Raw genomic sequence first — 16,890 nt, forward strand, 5'->3', positions numbered from 1 at the left:
GGAGGAAAATATAATGTTTTTCTCGTTTATATCATTCTTTTTTTGAACCACGACACACATATGTCGGTAATGTTCCTAAGGTAAAGATATAGTTACCATTATGTTGTTCATTGATCCGCATATAAATACTCTTGCCCGGATAGACAAAAAATTGCGGTTCATATTTTTCCAGCCAGCTGTCGTCAACATTATCGTCCGGGAACGTCATATTTTTTTCTGACGTCAGCAAATAGAGATGATCTTGTCTCTCCACCCGAAAGGAAATTTTCCTGTCGATGGTTTTACCCGGATCGCTCTTTGCCCGGCCATTCATGCTCAGGGTGCCGAATTTCCCGTCGAAGGTGTAATTCAGCCAGACCGTCAGCGTCTCATCCGGATGGTGCTGGACCAGATTAGCCTGGCATGAAAAAGGCTGAACGTAAGTTCGGTGCCACAGGTAATAGCCCGTCAGCACGCCTGCCGTGACGAGGCCCGTCACGATGATATACAGCATCTGCCGAAAACGAGTCATGCTAGCTATCCTTCAGGAAATAATCAGATATACAGCGGTTCGGTTCTTTCATTGGCCGGTCGCAGCGAATAACCGACGCACGAGGAAGCAGAGCGTACCAGCTGATGTAAACCCAGGGATATTGCGCGCATTCAGCCTTGAATTGTTCCACATAGGTCAGCGCGGAAGCGCGTTCAGCGTGAGTCTGAATGTCGTTCGCAAGATAAACGCGACAGGCTCCGACGGATGCCGCAAAACGGTAATCCTCAACAAAACGGTTTTCTGTGGCGTTCATATATCCCGTCACGCCTGCCCCGGCCAGGACGATCAATAGCCCCATGACAACAGCCAGCCAGCGCGTGGGCTTCCTGGCAACGGGCGTTGCTGGCTCGGAGGATGCTGAGACCTCCTCGATCGCTGGCGCCTCCACACATTGTTCCTCTGCGGGTTGAGGCGCGACAGGTGAAGACTCTCTGACGGTTATTTGCGTGTCGCTTGCCAGCGTCAACCCAATCCGCGGAATGGTAACGATAGGGTCAGTTTCAAAACCAATCTTTTTGAGCCCTTTGCGCAGGATGGAGATGTTCTGGTAATAGGTATTGGAGGAGACAAGCATGCCGCGGCTTTGCCAGACAATATCAAGGAACTCTTGCTGAGTGACAATCGACCCCGCTCTGTCGATTAATAACAACAGGCATCGGCCTGCTGGCGAATTTAACACAACCACACGGTCAGGATTGTTGATATCACGTAACGTGCTGGCCGCAGGATGAAATTCGACGATATTATTTATAATGTAATGCTTATGCATAGGGGCAGTATGAATTCTCCGGTTAACAGATGTTGAACCTGGGTCACCGCATGTATGGGATGACATTCACGTCGGGATTAATGTGACTGATTAACGGCATGCTGTATATCTTCGCCATTGGCGAAAAATCTTAATTTATATTTCATCCCTTAAGCTTCACTGAACCTGCATAAGAACTCAACCCTTGTAGAATGCGGCTTGCAGAGCCACTTCATCCGCGATCATCCTCATTATGATGTTTTGTGAAGTGAATTTCCGCTCCACAGAAGTATCTGACTACCGGCAGCATCTCATTTATCAGAGCCTCACCTTTTGGCGCACTCCTCGCCTCTTGACATTGACAAATATCTACATAAAAAAACATTGTACGCCACGGACATGCGTGTCTGAAATATTCAGCACCCTTAAGCCTTAAGTTTTCTCAACCTGACCAATATCAATAACTTATATGGTTTTTGTATGCTTTTCAGCCACCTTTCTATCAGTTTTTATCGATGATAACATTCGTAAATTGTTATTCCCCGTCAGCAACTTCACACCCGCACTGACACCAGACGACAAACTCCTTACAAAACATTTATCAAAGCTAAATTTTCATTAAAAATAGCGGCTATCATAATTTACAGAAAGCGAAGCGGAATAAGACCAATCAGAGGGAAGCGTCGTAACCGGTCTCGATCTTAGTAATTAATACAATTTTAGATTAATTCAGATTACCTCTTTATTGGCCGACGTATAGTAGGCCTACACTATGCAACACGTCATTGCTTCGAGAATACTGGCGATAACCTTATAAATAATTCGCCTGATTACTATTATAAATCGAGGAATAACATGACGAACAATAGCCAAATAACACAGCATATAACTGTTGCACTGATGGGCGGCGATCATTATGCAAGAAACGGCATTAAAACATTATTAAGCAGCATCCGCGACGACCTTCACATCATTATCATCGAAGGAGGTTATCAGGAACTGGATAAGGCGCTGTCGTCGATTCGTATCGATATCTTATTTATATCTGGCGCAGAGAAATACCATACAGGGTATGACTCACTGAAATATTTAAAAAAAATCAAAGCCACGCAGCCTGAAGTGATGATCTGCCTGTACTCAACCTCTGCCCATTCCCTGTTATGGGTCCGGGAAGATATTGATGCCTATATCTCGCTACAGAACACGGTTTATCAGTGGCGGATAAAGCTAGCAAAAATGGTCGATAGCCATTATCGGCCCCAAAAGCAGCCAGCGGCGTTATCGCTGACGCCTGGAGAAAGGAGGGTATTAAAGGAACTCAGGAATGGACTGGATATACGTTACATCGCAGAACTGGAGAAACTTTCTTATCGCCGCGTGAGCGCCTTAAAAAGCTCAGCGATAAGGAAACTCGGGCTCAGGAATAAGACAGATTTGCTGGTCTTTTTAACCAGTTAGACCTGCCGCTTTCAGAGCAAATCTCGTAATAAAAAAATCAAGGAATTATGAAATGAAAGCACGCCTTACTTGCCATTCTCTGCTGGCATTAAGCATTGCCGCCCTGCTGCCAGCGGGCTCAGCACTGGCCGCCACCACCAGCGGCGGCACGGTAAACTTCAGCGGTAAAGTGGTGACCTCCGCCTGTGCCATCAGCGCCGGTAGCGCCAATATCGACGTCGACATGGGGGAAGTGCGTACCGCCACGCTGGCTGCCGCAGGCAGTGAAGCCAGTACCGCAAAAGCCTTCTCCATCACGCTGGAGGATTGCGAAATCGCCGATACCTCCGCGTCCACGGAAAATAACCCCATCGCCGCAACGACCGTGGCTATCACCTTCACCGGTACGCCGGACAGTACCGATGTCAATAGCCTGGCCGCGGGAGTAAACGGCGGCGCGGGCTCGGCGCAGCATGTCGCTATCCGTCTTTATGACGAACAGGGCAACGTCGTCAGGCTGGGTGAGCCGGCAGCAGCGATCCCCCTGCGTGCGGGGGCGAACACCCTGAACTTCAGCGCGAAATATTACTCCCCACTGGGCAACGCCACGGCGGGTGATGCCAGCGCGGTCGCCACCTACACCGTGACCTATTCGTAATCTTCAGGCCCGGTCTGCTGGCCGGGTCTGACTCAGCTTTCAGGAGACGCACAATGCGCGTAAACACATGGATTTGTCTGGCTGGCACGTTATGTTCATCCGCCGTGTACGCAGGCGGCGTGGGGTTAGGCGCAACGCGGCTGGTCTACGCAGGCGCGGCTACGCAGACGATGATGCAGGTAAGAAATACCCACCCTGATGCCACGTTCCTGATCCAGTCATGGATGGAAGACGAGAAAGGGAGCCGTACCAACGACTTCGTCATCACGCCGCCGCTGTACGTCATGAAGCCCGCCAGCGAAAGCGCGGTGAAAATCATGTTCAGCGGTGACGCCCTGCCAGCCGATCGCGAGACGCTGTACTGGATGACGGTCAAAGCTATCCCACAGCAGGTTAAAAACGGTTCCGGCAATTCGCTGCAATTCGCCTCTGCCAACCGCATCAAGGTCTTTTATCGCCCGGAGCGGCTCAGGGAAGGTGCAGGGGAGGCATGGAAAAACCTTGCCGGCGCCTACCGCGCGGGCAAGGTCACGCTGACCAACCCAACGCCGTATTACCTCACCACCATTAACGTGAAAATTGATGGCAGGCCGGTATCGCCCGTCATGGTACCGCCGAAAGCCAGCGTGACGCTGGCAGACACCTTCAGCCATGCGAGCAGCATGAGCTACCAGACGATTAACGATTATGGGGCCTGGACGCCCGTCACCCGCACGTCATTGTCCCAATAATAAAAACAGTAAGGCGTGACCACATGAAAATTAAAATCCTGTGCGCCACGGCGATCGCCCTGGTGATTCGGCAAGCCGTGGCTGCCGAAAGCGAGCTGCAATTTAATCCTGCGTTTCTCAACGGCGAGCGCGCCAACAGCGCCGATCTCGCCTGGGTCAACGCCGGGAGCGCGTTGCCGCCGGGCGAGTACAATCTTAACGTGTATATCAATACCCAGTTCGCGTTCACAGGTAACGTCACGTTTCGCGTCGCTGAAAGCACCGCCGGTGAAGCCCTGCCGTGCCTTACGCCTGCACAATTCGCCGCACTTGGCATCGACAGCCGTCAGGCTAAAGGGGGTGAGCTGCCGCCTGCGCAGCGCTGCATTTTTTTAACCCAGTCATTCGCCGATACCCGGTTTGATTTTGACCAGAGGACGCTTACCCTCAACTTCACCGTACCGCAAAGCGCGATGCGCGCTCTGCCGCGCGGATACGTCAGCCCGGAGAGCTGGGAGTCCGGCATCCCTGCCGCGTGGCTGAACTATGTGGTCAATGGCGCGAATAATGACTACCGGGGCGAGACGCGCACGCGGGAACAACAGCTGTTTGTGAGCCTGAACAGCGGCGCCAACCTGGGCGCATGGCGGCTGCGTGATTTCACCACGTGGACCAAAGAGAGTAACGAGCTCACCCACGTCCAGACCTGGCTACAGCGGGATATCCGCGCCCTGCGTGCCCAGGTTTATGCCGGTGAAACGTTCACCTCCTCGCAGGTGTTTGACGCCGTTGGCCTGCGTGGGATTGCCCTGAAGACCGATGACAATATGTTGCCCGCCAGCCTGAGCGGTTACGCGCCTGAAGTGCGCGGCATCGCGCGCAGCAATGCCACGGTGACGGTTCGCCAGAACGGTAACGTCATCTATCAAACCTCCGTTCCGCCGGGGGCGTTTGTGCTGAAAGATCTCTATCCGACCTCTTCCGGCGGCGATCTCGCGGTCACCATTCAGGAGAGCGACGGTAGCCAGACGCAATACACCCTGCCCTTTGCCAGCGTGCCGAATCTGGTGCGTAACGGTCAGGTCAAATATGCTCTGGGTGCGGGGAAATACCGCCCTGCGGGCAATCAGATCTCGCCCTCCTTCGCGCAGGGCGAGCTGTTCCTGGGCTGGCGATACGGCCTCACGTTTTATGGCGGGGCGCAGTTTTCCGATCGCTACACCGGCCTGGCCTTCGGGATCGGGCAGAATCTCGGCCGCTTTGGCGCCTACTCTCTCGACCTCACCCATGCCCTCAGCCAGCTGGCTGATAACCAGCACTACACCGGTGATTCGGTGCGCCTGCGGTACAGCAAGCTGCTGAACGATATCGGTACGCGAGTCAATTTCTTCTCGCTGCGTTACTCAACGGCAGGGTTTTATACTCTCAGCGATACCACTTACAAAGGCATGGCGGGCGGAGCGCCAGAACAGACCGTGGAAGACGATGGCACCGTCACCACTCACTACGACACGGTTTACAACCTGCATATGTCGCGTAAGGCAAAAAATCAGCTGCTGTTGTCGCAGCCGATGGGCGAATACGGCGCGCTGTCGCTGTCCTGGGATCAACAAACCTACTGGAATACGTCAAAAACCACGCAAAGTTTGCAGTTCGCGTGGAACGCGACGTTTCGTAACCTGTCGCTTGGCATCAGCGCCCAGCGTAGCTCTGGCCTGTACGACAACAAGAAAGACAATATCCTCGCGTTGTCCCTGTCGGTGCCGCTGGGTAATCCGGCGCTGTCGACCCGTCTCCGTTTTACCGCTACCCATGCGGATCCCGCTGGCACCACCGCCAGTACCGGTGTCAGTGGTTATCTGCCGGGGCAGGAGAATCTTTTCTATAGCGTCAACCAGCGCTACAGCGCGCAGCAGCACTACGGCGGCGATGCCGCGCTGCAATACGAGGGCGCGTGGGGAGACTATAACCTGGGCTACAGCTACGCCGGTGACTCCCGCAACCTCAGCTACGGGATGAGCGGCGGAGCGGTGCTGCATGAGGATGGTCTGACGCTGAGCCAGCCGCTCGGGAACACCAATATTCTGGTGAAAGCCCCGGGCGCCAGCCATGTCGCCGTGCTCAACCACAAGGGCATCAAAACCGACAGCCGGGGCTATGCGGTGATCCCGTACGCCACGCCGTATCGCGTTAATCAGGTTGCGCTGGATGTCACCACCGTGGGCAATGACGTGGAACTTGAGAACGCCATCGCCAATAAAATTCCCACCGACGGGGCACTGGTTCGCGCCACCCTCACCACGCGTCAGGGAGCAAAAGCGATGTTTATCGTACGTCACGCTAAAGACGTGCTCCCCTTCGGCACGCTGGTCTCGTCAGAGGATGACAAAGCCAGCGGTATCGTCGGCGACGGCGGCAGCGTGTATCTGACCGGCCTGTCAGCGCAGGGAACCTTGCATGCCGTATGGGGACGCGACAGCGCCCAGCGCTGCACGATCCGCTATGCGTTGAACCCGCAGAATTATCACGCCCGCACCGGGCTTTATTCCCAGGAGGCCATATGTCAGTAACCGTCCGTTTCCTCCCCCTGATCCTGCTGATGGTCATCACCGTCCCCGCGCGCGGCTATGACGTGCTGGTTTCCGTGACCGGCAACGTGATCGGCAATACCTGCATTGTCTCGGAAGATTCGAAGGAGCAAAACGTGCCGCTGGGCACCCTCGGCGTGAAGCAATTTAGCGAGGCGGGGGCGGTCAGCAATATCAAAACGCCCTTCACGCTCACCCTTGAAGCGTGCGGCCCCACCTTTGCTGGCGTGAAAATCCGCTTCAGCGGTACGCCGGATGACGAAAACCCGCAGCTTCTGAAAGTCGCTGACGGCGGCGCGACCGGCGTGGCAGTGCAGATACTGGATAAAGACAGCGTACTTATCCCGCTGGACACCCAAACCGCTGCTTACGGCGCGGCGGGGGATGACAGCGTAAAAATGACCTTCTATGCGCGACTGGCCGCCACGGGTGCGCCGGTCAATGCCGGAGACGTTTCGGCAGTGGCGACCTGGACGACGGAGTATCAATAATGCGTTTACTGTTTTTAGCCCTGTTTTTCATGTCCTCTCAGGCACTTGCCCTCTCCTGGACATCGGATATCACCCTTTCGCCAACGCCCATGTCATGGTCCGGCCCGGCAGACTCCATCGTGCCTGGAAAGACGATCGGCTCTGAATGGAGCGCCACTGCGAGCGTCTCGGAAGTGTTCTGGTGCGGCCTGGTATTTACCTGCTCCAAAGGGACGCTGGAGCCGAGCAGCAGTATAACCGCCACCGGCATCACGGTTATTCTTGATGGCGCAAATTACATGGTATTTGAAACGGGCGTGCCCGGCATCGGCTTCATTCTTGGGCTCAAAGATTATAACGGCACCACCTATGTGCCGATGCAGACGGGCATTACGCAGAGCTATCCGGCCGATGGGACTAACGGTTACGCCACCGCACTGGGCTGGTCGGCAAAAGTGACGTTTATCAAGACCGGCGTTCCGCTGAAATCCGGCGTATACCAGACCCCGACCATTAACGCGGCGATCCTGACGGCCTATAACAACGAAGTGAAAACCGCGCAGGTGATCATCAACCCCACCACCATCACGGTGACGGCAAGCGGCTGCACGGTAGGCACAAAAAGCGCCAACGTCGACCTGGGCACCATTGATGTTCACACGCTGCCCAGCGTAGGCAGCACCTCGCCGTCGGGGGAGTTTAACGTCAGCCTGACCTGCGATGAGAACGTGGCGGTTAATGCAGTGATGACCGATCAGACCACACCGTCAAATACCTCGTCGGTCGTGACGCTGACCGGGGACTCCACGGCCTCCGGCATTGGCGTGCAGTTTTTCTATAACGGTACCGGGCCGCTGATGATGGGGCCAGACAGCTCGGCCGCAGGCACGACGGGACAGTTTTTCATCCAGACCACCAGCGCAGCACAAACGCTGTCGCTGCCGTTCCAGGCGCAGTACATCCGAACCGGAGACCTGGTCCCCGGCTCGGCCAATGCCCTGGCAAGCATCACCTTTTCGTATCAGTAGGTTAGTGCTTCACCCACACCAGCTGATCGACCCGGAAGCCCAGACCGCGTGCGGTGTTCAGGTAGTCCTGTTTTACCGCATCCGGAATGGTCGGGGTGCGCGATAAAATCCACAGGTAGTCACGGTTCGGGCCGCTGACCAGCGCGTACTGGTACTTATCGTCCAGCTTGATCACGTTATAGCCGCCGTAGAACGGGCCGAAGAACGATACCTTCAGCGCAGCCGTAGTCGGTTCGCCGGTAAAGTACGCCTTTCCTTCGCTCTCATTCCATTTGTTCTTCACCGGATCATAGCCGCGGTTCAGTACGCTGATACCGCCATCGCTGCGCTTGCCGTACGTCGCGGTGACCTGTTCCAGACCGCGCTCAAAGCGGTTTTCCAGTCGGGCGACTTCATACCATTTGCCGAGATAGCGGCTGGCATCAAAGCCGGTAATGGGCTGCACGCCTTTCGGCGGCGTGGGAGATTTACAGGCAACCAGAGTCAGCGCAATGGCGACACCGGTAACTACAGGCCATAGCCTCATGAGAACTCCTTTCATTTACGCGGTTGGACGTTAAGTGTAGCGCACCCGTGCGGCGCTTCATCCCGTCGGAGAATATTCGTAGTATATTGAGACAACTCCTTCTCTTCGGATGCAGACATGGCTTACTCCATCGGCGAATTCGCCAGACTCAGCGGCATCACCGCCACCACGCTGCGGGCGTGGCAGCGACGCTATGGCTTGCTCAAACCCGAGCGTACGGACGGCGGTCACCGCCTGTACAGCGATGAGGACGTTCAGCAGGCGCTGAAAATCCTCGACTGGGTAAAAAAAGGCGTACCCATCGGTCAGGTTAAATCACTGCTGGAACGCCCTGCGCCGCGCCGCGCCAATAACTGGCAAACCCTGCAACAGGCCATGATGCAAAAGTTGCAGGAGGGGAAAATTGAATCCCTGCGTCAGATGATTTACGACGCCGGACGCGAATACCCAAGGCCAGAGCTGGTCACTAACGTGCTGCGTCCGTTGCGCAGCCAGATATCGGCCAACGTCGCCGCCGCCATGACGCTGCGTGAGATCCTCGACGGCATCCTCATCGCCTATACCTCGTTTTGCCTTGAGGGCGATAAAAAAGCGCCGGGCGATAACATCCTCATCAGCGGCTGGTACCTCAACGACCCGTGTGAGATCTGGCTTGAAGCCCTGACGCGCACCGGCCAGGGCCACCGCATCGACATCCTGCCGGTTCCCCCTGCCGCGCTGGCCCCGGAAATTTTCCCGGATCGCAAATGGCTGCTGGTCACCAGCGGCAAACTCACCGCCGCGCGGAAAAAGCAGGTTGCGCAGTGGCAGCAGCAGGTTTCCCTTGAGGTAATTATCCTCTGATTATTTTCTGCTGTGGCAATCTTCACGAAAAGTTGAATATTTTTTCGCGCAGCGAGTGCTAACGTTTTCCTGTCACCGACAACTCAACAGGAAAACACGATGAAAAAGACACTCCCTCTGATGATGCTGGCTGCAATGGCTTTCGCGCCTGCCGCATTCAGCGCCCCGGCAGGCACCCTGAGCGTCCACGTTCTGGACCAGCAAACCGGTATGCCGCCAGCAGATGTGACCGTTACGCTGGAGAAGCAGGAGCAGGACAAGTGGACCCCGATTGCCAGCGGTAAAACCGACCACGACGGGCGCATTAAATCGCTTTATCCGCAGGATCAGGATATGGCACCTGGCGTGTATAAAGTGACCTTCAAAACCGCCGATTACTTCCACGGCAAAAAGCTGGACTCCTTCTTCCCGGAAGTGCCGGTGCTGTTCACCGTCACCCGCACCAATGAAAAACTGCACATCCCGCTTCTGCTCAGCCAGTACGGTTACTCAACCTACAAGGGCAGCTGATTGCTCTTGATTTTAAAGACGATTAAAAAATAATCCCGCCAATACTTGGACAAACTCGCATTGTTGTGTAACTTTTAGATATGAGATCGGGAGGTGCACACCATGACAACAAAACCTGTGCTGGGTATTAGCGGATGTTTGACCGGTTCCGCCGTTCGCTTTGACGGCGGGCATAAGCGTATGGGCTTTGTGATGGATGAGCTGGCGCAGTGGGTCGCTTTCCGCCCGGTATGCCCTGAAATGGCTATCGGCCTGCCCACGCCTCGTCCGGCGCTGCGCCTGGTGATGACCACCGGCGGCGAGACAGAAATGCGGTTCAGCAAAGCGCCCCACGATGACGTCACGCACAAGATGGCCGCATTTACGGCAGATTATCTGCCGAAAATCGGCGATCTGTCGGGGTTTATCGTCTGTGCAAAATCCCCCAGCTGCGGCATGGAGCGCGTGCGGCTGTACGACGAAAACGGCAACCGGGGCCGCAAGGAGGGTGTCGGGCTGTTCACCGCCGCCCTCCTTGAAACTTTCCCCTGGCTGCCCGTCGAAGAAGACGGTCGCCTGCACGATCCGGTACTGCGGGAAAACTTTGTTGAGCGCGTTTTTGCCCTCCACGAACTGAACGTAATGCGTAAAAATGGCCTGACGCGCCGTGCTCTGCTGGACTTTCACAGCCGCTATAAGCTTCAGCTTCTGGCGCACCATCAGGCAGGCTACCGTGAAATTGGCCCGTTCGTGGCATCACTGCACGAGTGGGACGATCTGGACGCGTTTTTCGTGGCCTATCGCGACAAACTGATAACCATACTGAAAAAACCTGCTTCGCGGAAGAATCACACTAACGTGCTGATGCACATTCAGGGCTATTTCCGTAACCAGTTGAACAGCCGCCAGCGCGGAGAACTGCGTGATGTGATCCTGCATTACCGGGACGGACTGCTGCCGATCCTCGCGCCGCTGACGCTGCTTAAGCATTATCTGGCTGAATACCCTGACCGGTATCTGATGACGCAAAACTACTTTGATCCCTATCCTGATGATTTGGGTCTGCGTCTGGCCGTTACCTGATAAGAAAGAAGCGAAGGCCCCATTGACCCACAGAGGCCCAAAGCTGTACCCCGTTTAGACGACACCCTCACTGTCGTCTTTTTTTTGCGCTCAGCGTAAAATACTGTAATTCTGTACAGGTTAAGCGTGCACAGCGGAGTAACCCGATGATCAAAAATCTGCATATTCAAAACTACCGCTCAATTCGCGATATGTCGCTTGAGCTGGAACAACTCAATATCGTGTTCGGCCCCAACGGCACCGGAAAATCCAATATTTATAAAGCGATTTACCTGATGCACAGCGCGGCGCAGGGGCAATTCTCCCAGGCGCTGGCAAACGAGGGCGGCATTTTGAAAGTGTTCTGGGCGGGCAAAACCCGCAGCGACCAGCTGCGGCGCATGAACCTGGCGGTGGAAACGGAAACCTATGAATATGAGCTTCAGGTCGGGTTCGTGGAAAAGCTGCCCTACCCCTCACAGTTTCAGCTCGATCCGGTGATCAAAGAGGAATCTATCTGGCTGAGCGGCCAGCACCGTCGTCCGTCGTCACAGCTGATGAAGCGTAAGAATCAGGCCGTATTCCTGAACAACGTACATCACGAAAAAGTGACCCACAGCGGTACGCTGTATGAGAACGAGTCAGTGTTCGGTCAGCTCGGTGAACCGCACCTCTACCCCGAAGTGTCGCAGATGCGTGAGTCCCTGCGTAACTGGCGCTTTTATCATGAGTTTTCCGTTTCATCCGGCTCGGCGATCCGCGCGCCGCAGGTGGGTTTCCGCTCCCCGGTGCTGGCCAGCGACGGCGCGAACCTGGCCGCCGCGTTTCAGACCATTGTCGAAATTGGCGACGAGCTGCTGCTGATGCGCATTCTCGACCAGGCCTTCCCCGGCTGCGTGTTTTACAGCGACAACACCGGCGGGCGCTTCCGCATGATGATGCAGCGCGAGGGGCTGAGCAGACCGCTGGAACCGGCAGAGTTCTCCGACGGCACGCTGCGTTTTTTATGCCTGGCGGTGGCGCTGTTAAGCCCGCGCCCTCCCGCATTTATCGCCCTCAACGAACCGGAAAACAGCCTGCATCCGCAGATGCTGCCCGCCCTGGCAAGCCTCATTGCCGAGGCCAGCCGCTATTCGCAGATCTGGCTCACCAGCCATTCGCCGGAGCTGGCGCATTTGATTGAGAAGCACCGATCGTTTTCGCTGTATCAGCTGTCGATGGCGGAGGGGGAGACACGGATGGAGCGGCTGGGGTAATGCACTTCTTTTATGCTGTCACCACTTTCAAGGTCGCCATCAACGACGAAGATGATTTCCGTCGGTATATACCTTCGGCGAATTCTGCGCTCGCGACAGATTATCCAATTTATTGTTGCCAGTTTCTGATGCCAGGATAATCTGTAAACGTTGGTTATCAGATGAGAAAATTAAAATGGATATTGTACTTTTCCCTGGTCAGAACGCCCGCGCATGGGCTGAAACAATGATAAATCTTGAAGCCCGCAAGCTCATCAATACTGCGAATATTGTCGGAGGGCAACATCTCAGCGACGGACTCGCACGGATTAAATTTATGGATGATATTCGGCAGTTTGTGATGCAACAATTTAGTGCTACCCGGGCAGCCAGAAGTGATGAGGAGTGCATGGAATGCCTGAAAAACATCCGGGCTGAGAACGAAAGTCTTCTTGAGCAAAGCAGAATGCTTCGCTCCCGTACAGCTCAGCTTTTTGCTCAGATTGAACTGGTTAAAGAAAATAACAAAGTCGTCGGTTACGTTATCTCATCGATTAAGGTTGTGCTTTCAGGGTTACAGATTGTTGCAGGTGTTGGTGCAATGATGACAATGAATCCAGTGGGTGCGCTTGCAGGAGCGATTCTGGTTATGGATGGTGCAAATGCCATTTCAAAAGAAATTAACAGAACGCTTCAACATCAACCAAACTCCGAAGGTATGCTGGCAGATGGCGTCATGGATATCGCTCAGTTTATGGGATTTAAACGTGAATCAGCACTTGGGGTATTCAATAGCGTAAGCCTGGCAGCAAGCGTCTATACGGTATTTGGCGCCATCCGGAAACCCGAATCATGGCGTCTGTTTCGTTATCTCCCGCTGGATTTCTACCGCAAAGTCGACGGAATGAATCGCGCAGCGCTCACTATGAAAATTGTCGGCTGGGGTGTCTCTGCAAAAGTCTCGTTTGATTTAATTTCTAATGCGTCTGGACAGAACTAATGTATTTCTTTCTGAAGCGCCAGGCTTTGTAGGTAATGATCGGGGGTTGAAAAAACCAGGCAATAATCAATACGATGAAAAGAGAAATGCCACCGGAAACAATATTATAATGTTCAGCGAAAAAAAGAAGCGCCAGGAAAATCAGGGCCACAGTCGCAGTAATACACAGAACCATGATAAATCGCTTACCTAACTCAAGCACTACCTCGAGCAGGGATGAACCATAACGGCTAATGTTTCGGTTCAGATACGCTAATTCTTTTACGGTGAAACCTGATTCAAGTAACTGCGTTTCAATATTGTTCATGCCACTACCTTTTCTTCTGGAAAGTAACGTGGATTATCTTAACCGGAAGAGAAGTGCTTGTAACCCGTCTGATGCATATCCATTGCCGCCAGCTTTAAAGGCAAAGAAGCCGCCCACGTCTTTTTATTCCATCGCGCCAGCATTATTTTTCGCTGCATACGGCTTAACGCGAAACGTCTTACGCCACTCCGCCGGACTGACACCAAAGCGCGCCTTAAACTGCTGCCGATACGTCACCGCTGATAAAAACCCCACCTGCTCAGCGACGCTTTCGATTGGCAGACTGCCGGACTCCAGCAGGATCTGGCTGCGCCGCAGGCGCTCGGCGGTAAGCCAGTCGGCAACGCTCATGCCCGTCGCCTTGATAAAATGGCGGGTCAGCGTGCGTCGGCTCATCGACACCACGTCCGCCAGCGAATCCAGGTTATGCGGTTCGGAAATGTGCTGCTGAAGGTAGTCAATGAGACAGTTAATCCGCCCGTCGCGGGTATCTTTCGGCACAGGTTGCGCAATAAACTGCGCCTGCCCGCCCTCGCGGTGCGGCGGGACGATCATCCGGCGGGCAATCTGATTGGCGACAACGCTGCCAAAGCGCTGGCGGATGATATACAAACAGCAGTCGAGCGCGGCGGCGGTACCCGCCGAGGTGATCACATTGCCGTCATCCACGTAGAGGGCGTTGATGTCCAGTCGAACGTCCGGAAACAGCGTCTGAAACTGGTGTTCAAACTCCCAGTGGGTGGCGGCCCGTTTGCCGCTGAGTATGCCCGCATAGCCCAGTACAAACGATCCCAGACACAGCCCAACAACTTCCGCCCCGTTGTCTCTGGCCTGAACCAGGCTGTCGAGCAGCGTCTGAGGCGGGCGCTCCAGCACGTGCTGCCAGTAGGGTACAACCACAATTTCAGCCGATGCGATTGCAGAAAAATCCTGCGTCGCATGCAGGGCAAAACCGTCTTTCGAGGTCAGGAATCCCGGTTTTTCAGCGCAGATCGTAACGTTAAAGCGCTTTTCCCCGGATACCGTATCGCCAAACAGAATGCAGGGGACGGAGTAGTGGAACGGGCTAAACCCGTCCACCGCGACAATAGCAACGTTAACAAGCGGCATCTGTCTCTCCTTTCCCCTTTAACACTCAGAATATAACGGTTTCGCCGTCCTGAGGAATGCTCACCGCGTCACTTATCTCGTTGGCGTCAACATACTCGCGCAGCGCGCGGCGGGTCAGCAGGCAGTGGTTGATAGCTTCCATATGGGTCGCCACGATTTTCGCCTGCGGCAGCAGGAAATGCACGTTAAGCAGATCTTCTTCCCCCATGATAATCGGCCCAAACCCAATGACATGAGCGTAACCGGCGTTGAGCACGACGATATCCGGCTGGTGCTTTTGCAGATTGGCCGCCACCGCATCGCGCCAGATGGTATCCCCTGCGATATAAAGCGTCTTCTCATCGGGATGACGGAACACCACGCCGCAGGCTTCCCCCAGAAACTCTGCCAGCTCCGGCACGGCGTAAGCGCGGTCAGTACCGTGCTGGCCGCCGTGGGTTTTCACTATCCGGATATCGCCGTATGTTGTTTCCCCGGTCATGATCGTCAGGTTGGTAAATCCCTGGCTGCGCAGCAGCGCGGCATCGCTATCATTTTGCACGTAGATCGGCTTGCCTTTGGCGATCAGCTCAACGGCGTACTGATCCCAGTGATCGGCATGGGTATGGGTGACGATCACCGCGTCAGCATCCAGAAGCGTTTGAACGTCAACGGGAAGCTCGACCATCGGGTTGCGAATATCAGCCCGCGCCGTGCCGGGAAAACCCGGATAAGTGCCTTTTGGCGCCAGCATTGGGTCGATTAAAAAGCGTTTTCCCGCGTAAGTGATCAGTTGGGTGGCATTGCGAATTTGCGTAATGTTCATGGGCTATCCTCCGGTTGGTATGAGAAGGAGAATAGCCCCAGGGTGCCGTTAAGAATGTGGGCCAAAGGGCGATGATCGATGAAATCGGGTCAATCGATAAACCGCTTGCGCACCCTTTCCAGCGGGGCAATCAGCAGATTGATAAGCGGCTTACGATCGATAACGATATCGGCGTTCACCGTCATCCCGCCCATCAGCATGCGCTTTTTCTTGTCCGGGTCGGTAAACCAGGAGGGGACGCGCACTTTAGCCAGGTAGTAGTTCTGCCCTTCCTGGAGCGGGATCAGCGCCGAATGGGCATCAATGTTTACCTCATAGAAATCGGACAGCGTCGCCTCCACCGAACCGTATTTGTCCACGGGCCAGGAGTCGAAGCGCAGCTTAACCTTATCGCCTTTCGCCACGCGCCCCACCCCCGTTGCCGGAACATACAGGTACCCCTCCATCGTCGCCGCGGTATTTTTACGGATCACCACCACCACCTCGCTATTTTGCGTAATGGCCCGGCCAGGCGGGAAGTTAATCGCCACCACGTAACCATCGGAAGGGGCCAGCATCGCCATGGTGGAACTTCCCCGGCTGGACAGGTTGCGATCGATTTCGCTGATGCGGTTTTTCACATACAGCTGCTCTTCGCTCAGAGAGTCAATTTGCGACTGGGTGCTGTCGGTCAGGCTGGTTTTGCGTGCCTCAAGCTCAAGAATAGTGCTCTCCTCCAGCGTCAGGTTGAGCTGCGCATTGAGCACATCATTGTGGCTTTTATCGAGATCCACTCTGGAGACATAGCCCTTCCCGGAGACGGATTTCCACGCCTCGTAGGTGTCGGTGCTGTTTTTTAACAGCGCGCGCAGCTTCTTCACCTTATCGCGGGAAACGGCGATCTGCTTGTCGGTGAGAGCCAGCTGCTGCGCCAGATTTTTGCGATACGACGCAATCGAGTCCTCAATGGCCTGAATGCGCTGCTCGCTGCGCTTCTTCTCCGCTTCCATCTGCTGGCGGTCAAACTGCACCACCGAGCCCTGCTTGCCGCCATAGTCCTGCGACACGGTGAACAGCGGATCGTTTTCCTTCACGTACTGGCCGGGCCGGACGGCAAAATCAACAAGGGTTCCGGACTCTCTGGCGCGCACCTCCACATCGCCCTGCGCCGGGATCAGCACCCCGCGTGCCAGCGTGGTTTCCGAAAAATTAAAGACAATCGCAAAGACCAGCAGGCAGAGAAAAAAGGCGATGAACAAGGTCAGCACGGCTTTCAGCCGTGGCGCGTTGATGTGATAGCTTTTTGAGAAGTGATGCGGGATCAGCGCCCGCCGCTGTCCGCTTCGGTTTTTTAATTTCACGA

Annotated in this window: 18 protein-coding genes; 11 read left to right on the forward strand and 7 right to left on the reverse strand. The window is 54.9% G+C overall.

What is annotated here, in order from left to right; translation table 11 throughout:
• Positions 1–31 precede the first annotated feature (31 nt).
• Complete coding sequence (locus tag AM329_RS17610; RefSeq protein WP_017693981.1) at positions 32–511, reverse strand: hypothetical protein; 480 nt, start codon at positions 509–511, stop codon at positions 32–34.
• Between the two features lies 1 nt (position 512).
• Positions 513–1,301, reverse strand: coding sequence for a winged helix-turn-helix domain-containing protein (locus AM329_RS17615; protein ID WP_032608177.1), 789 nt, complete (start codon positions 1,299–1,301; stop codon positions 513–515).
• A gap of 834 nt (positions 1,302–2,135) precedes the next feature.
• Here AM329_RS17615 and AM329_RS17620 point away from each other — a divergent pair.
• From AM329_RS17620 to AM329_RS17645, 6 genes are read left to right on the forward strand one after another with little or no spacing between them, the layout of a single operon-like run.
• Entirely contained in the window at positions 2,136–2,738 is a 603-nt protein-coding gene (locus tag AM329_RS17620; RefSeq protein ID WP_032608176.1) for a helix-turn-helix transcriptional regulator, read from the forward strand.
• Between the two features lie 52 nt (positions 2,739–2,790).
• Positions 2,791–3,375 (forward strand): fimbrial protein, encoded by a 585-nt coding sequence (locus tag AM329_RS17625; protein ID WP_023315123.1) that lies wholly within the window; start codon positions 2,791–2,793, stop codon positions 3,373–3,375.
• Positions 3,376–3,428: 53 nt separating this feature from the next.
• Positions 3,429–4,106: a molecular chaperone gene (locus AM329_RS17630; protein WP_023323945.1), complete on the forward strand. Its 678-nt coding sequence runs from the start codon at positions 3,429–3,431 to the stop codon at positions 4,104–4,106.
• A 23-nt stretch (positions 4,107–4,129) separates the two neighbouring features.
• Positions 4,130–6,655, forward strand: a complete 2,526-nt coding sequence (locus AM329_RS17635) for a fimbria/pilus outer membrane usher protein (RefSeq protein WP_032608175.1) — start codon at positions 4,130–4,132, stop codon at positions 6,653–6,655.
• A complete protein-coding gene (locus tag AM329_RS17640) occupies positions 6,646–7,164 on the forward strand; it encodes a fimbrial protein (protein WP_022650129.1) in 519 nt (172 codons plus the stop codon). Before AM329_RS17635 ends, AM329_RS17640 begins: the two co-directional genes overlap by 10 nt.
• Positions 7,164–8,171 carry a fimbrial protein gene (locus AM329_RS17645; RefSeq protein ID WP_032608174.1) on the forward strand — a complete coding sequence of 336 codons (1,008 nt, stop codon included), beginning with the start codon at positions 7,164–7,166 and terminating at the stop codon, positions 8,169–8,171. Before AM329_RS17640 ends, AM329_RS17645 begins: the two co-directional genes overlap by 1 nt.
• Position 8,172: 1 nt before the next feature.
• Here the strand turns inward: AM329_RS17645 and AM329_RS17650 are convergent, their stop codons facing one another.
• Entirely contained in the window at positions 8,173–8,697 is a 525-nt protein-coding gene (locus tag AM329_RS17650) for a lipocalin family protein (RefSeq protein ID WP_003860954.1), read from the reverse strand.
• 117 nt (positions 8,698–8,814) lie between these two features.
• Between AM329_RS17650 and AM329_RS17655 the strand changes: the two genes are divergently transcribed.
• The 5 genes from AM329_RS17655 (at position 8,815) to AM329_RS17675 (ending at position 13,326) form a co-directional block, all read left to right on the forward strand.
• Entirely contained in the window at positions 8,815–9,540 is a 726-nt protein-coding gene (locus tag AM329_RS17655) for a MerR family transcriptional regulator (protein ID WP_032608172.1), read from the forward strand.
• A gap of 99 nt (positions 9,541–9,639) precedes the next feature.
• A complete protein-coding gene (gene uraH, locus AM329_RS17660) occupies positions 9,640–10,050 on the forward strand; it encodes a hydroxyisourate hydrolase (protein ID WP_022650126.1) in 411 nt (136 codons plus the stop codon).
• A 102-nt stretch (positions 10,051–10,152) separates the two neighbouring features.
• A complete protein-coding gene (locus AM329_RS17665) occupies positions 10,153–11,112 on the forward strand; it encodes a DUF523 and DUF1722 domain-containing protein (RefSeq protein ID WP_032608171.1) in 960 nt (319 codons plus the stop codon).
• A 146-nt stretch (positions 11,113–11,258) separates the two neighbouring features.
• On the forward strand, positions 11,259–12,347 hold the full coding sequence (locus tag AM329_RS17670; RefSeq protein WP_006812462.1) for an AAA family ATPase: 1,089 nt from the start codon (positions 11,259–11,261) through the stop codon (positions 12,345–12,347).
• 175 nt (positions 12,348–12,522) lie between these two features.
• Positions 12,523–13,326 (forward strand): DUF4225 domain-containing protein, encoded by an 804-nt coding sequence (locus tag AM329_RS17675; protein ID WP_022646593.1) that lies wholly within the window; start codon positions 12,523–12,525, stop codon positions 13,324–13,326.
• Here AM329_RS17675 and AM329_RS17680 read toward each other — a convergent pair.
• The 4 genes from AM329_RS17680 to AM329_RS17695 all read right to left on the reverse strand — a co-directional run bounded on the left by AM329_RS17680 (position 13,304) and on the right by AM329_RS17695 (position 16,888).
• On the reverse strand, positions 13,304–13,633 hold the full coding sequence (locus AM329_RS17680; RefSeq protein ID WP_023315117.1) for a hypothetical protein: 330 nt from the start codon (positions 13,631–13,633) through the stop codon (positions 13,304–13,306). The genes AM329_RS17675 and AM329_RS17680 overlap by 23 nt on opposite strands.
• Positions 13,634–13,756: 123 nt before the next feature.
• The gene (locus AM329_RS17685) at positions 13,757–14,743 is read right to left on the reverse strand and encodes a GlxA family transcriptional regulator (protein ID WP_032608170.1); all 987 of its coding nucleotides are present in this window, start codon (positions 14,741–14,743) and stop codon (positions 13,757–13,759) included.
• 25 nt (positions 14,744–14,768) lie between these two features.
• Entirely contained in the window at positions 14,769–15,548 is a 780-nt protein-coding gene (locus tag AM329_RS17690) for an MBL fold metallo-hydrolase (protein WP_032608169.1), read from the reverse strand.
• Positions 15,549–15,637: 89 nt separating this feature from the next.
• The gene (locus tag AM329_RS17695; RefSeq protein ID WP_022650120.1) at positions 15,638–16,888 is read right to left on the reverse strand and encodes an HlyD family secretion protein; all 1,251 of its coding nucleotides are present in this window, start codon (positions 16,886–16,888) and stop codon (positions 15,638–15,640) included.
• Between the last annotated feature and the right edge of the window lie 2 nt (positions 16,889–16,890).

The sequence above is a fragment of the Enterobacter cloacae complex sp. AR_0002 genome, from assembly GCF_001922365.1.
Taxonomy (GTDB): Bacteria; Pseudomonadota; Gammaproteobacteria; order Enterobacterales; family Enterobacteriaceae; genus Enterobacter; species Enterobacter hormaechei_C.

What these genes read in the sequence shown, in the direction of transcription:
- AM329_RS17610 (WP_017693981.1), bottom strand. Translation starts at nt 511, where the DNA reads ATGACTCGTTTTCGGCAGATGCTGTATATCATCGTGACGGGCCTCGTC.
- AM329_RS17615 (WP_032608177.1), bottom strand. Translation starts at nt 1,301, where the DNA reads ATGCATAAGCATTACATTATAAATAATATCGTCGAATTTCATCCTGCG.
- AM329_RS17620 (WP_032608176.1), top strand. Translation starts at nt 2,136, where the DNA reads ATGACGAACAATAGCCAAATAACACAGCATATAACTGTTGCACTGATG.
- AM329_RS17625 (WP_023315123.1), top strand. Translation starts at nt 2,791, where the DNA reads ATGAAAGCACGCCTTACTTGCCATTCTCTGCTGGCATTAAGCATTGCC.
- AM329_RS17630 (WP_023323945.1), top strand. Translation starts at nt 3,429, where the DNA reads ATGCGCGTAAACACATGGATTTGTCTGGCTGGCACGTTATGTTCATCC.
- AM329_RS17635 (WP_032608175.1), top strand. Translation starts at nt 4,130, where the DNA reads ATGAAAATTAAAATCCTGTGCGCCACGGCGATCGCCCTGGTGATTCGG.
- AM329_RS17640 (WP_022650129.1), top strand. Translation starts at nt 6,646, where the DNA reads ATGTCAGTAACCGTCCGTTTCCTCCCCCTGATCCTGCTGATGGTCATC.
- AM329_RS17645 (WP_032608174.1), top strand. Translation starts at nt 7,164, where the DNA reads ATGCGTTTACTGTTTTTAGCCCTGTTTTTCATGTCCTCTCAGGCACTT.
- AM329_RS17650 (WP_003860954.1), bottom strand. Translation starts at nt 8,697, where the DNA reads ATGAGGCTATGGCCTGTAGTTACCGGTGTCGCCATTGCGCTGACTCTG.
- AM329_RS17655 (WP_032608172.1), top strand. Translation starts at nt 8,815, where the DNA reads ATGGCTTACTCCATCGGCGAATTCGCCAGACTCAGCGGCATCACCGCC.
- uraH (WP_022650126.1), top strand. Translation starts at nt 9,640, where the DNA reads ATGAAAAAGACACTCCCTCTGATGATGCTGGCTGCAATGGCTTTCGCG.
- AM329_RS17665 (WP_032608171.1), top strand. Translation starts at nt 10,153, where the DNA reads ATGACAACAAAACCTGTGCTGGGTATTAGCGGATGTTTGACCGGTTCC.
- AM329_RS17670 (WP_006812462.1), top strand. Translation starts at nt 11,259, where the DNA reads ATGATCAAAAATCTGCATATTCAAAACTACCGCTCAATTCGCGATATG.
- AM329_RS17675 (WP_022646593.1), top strand. Translation starts at nt 12,523, where the DNA reads ATGGATATTGTACTTTTCCCTGGTCAGAACGCCCGCGCATGGGCTGAA.
- AM329_RS17680 (WP_023315117.1), bottom strand. Translation starts at nt 13,633, where the DNA reads ATGAACAATATTGAAACGCAGTTACTTGAATCAGGTTTCACCGTAAAA.
- AM329_RS17685 (WP_032608170.1), bottom strand. Translation starts at nt 14,743, where the DNA reads ATGCCGCTTGTTAACGTTGCTATTGTCGCGGTGGACGGGTTTAGCCCG.
- AM329_RS17690 (WP_032608169.1), bottom strand. Translation starts at nt 15,548, where the DNA reads ATGAACATTACGCAAATTCGCAATGCCACCCAACTGATCACTTACGCG.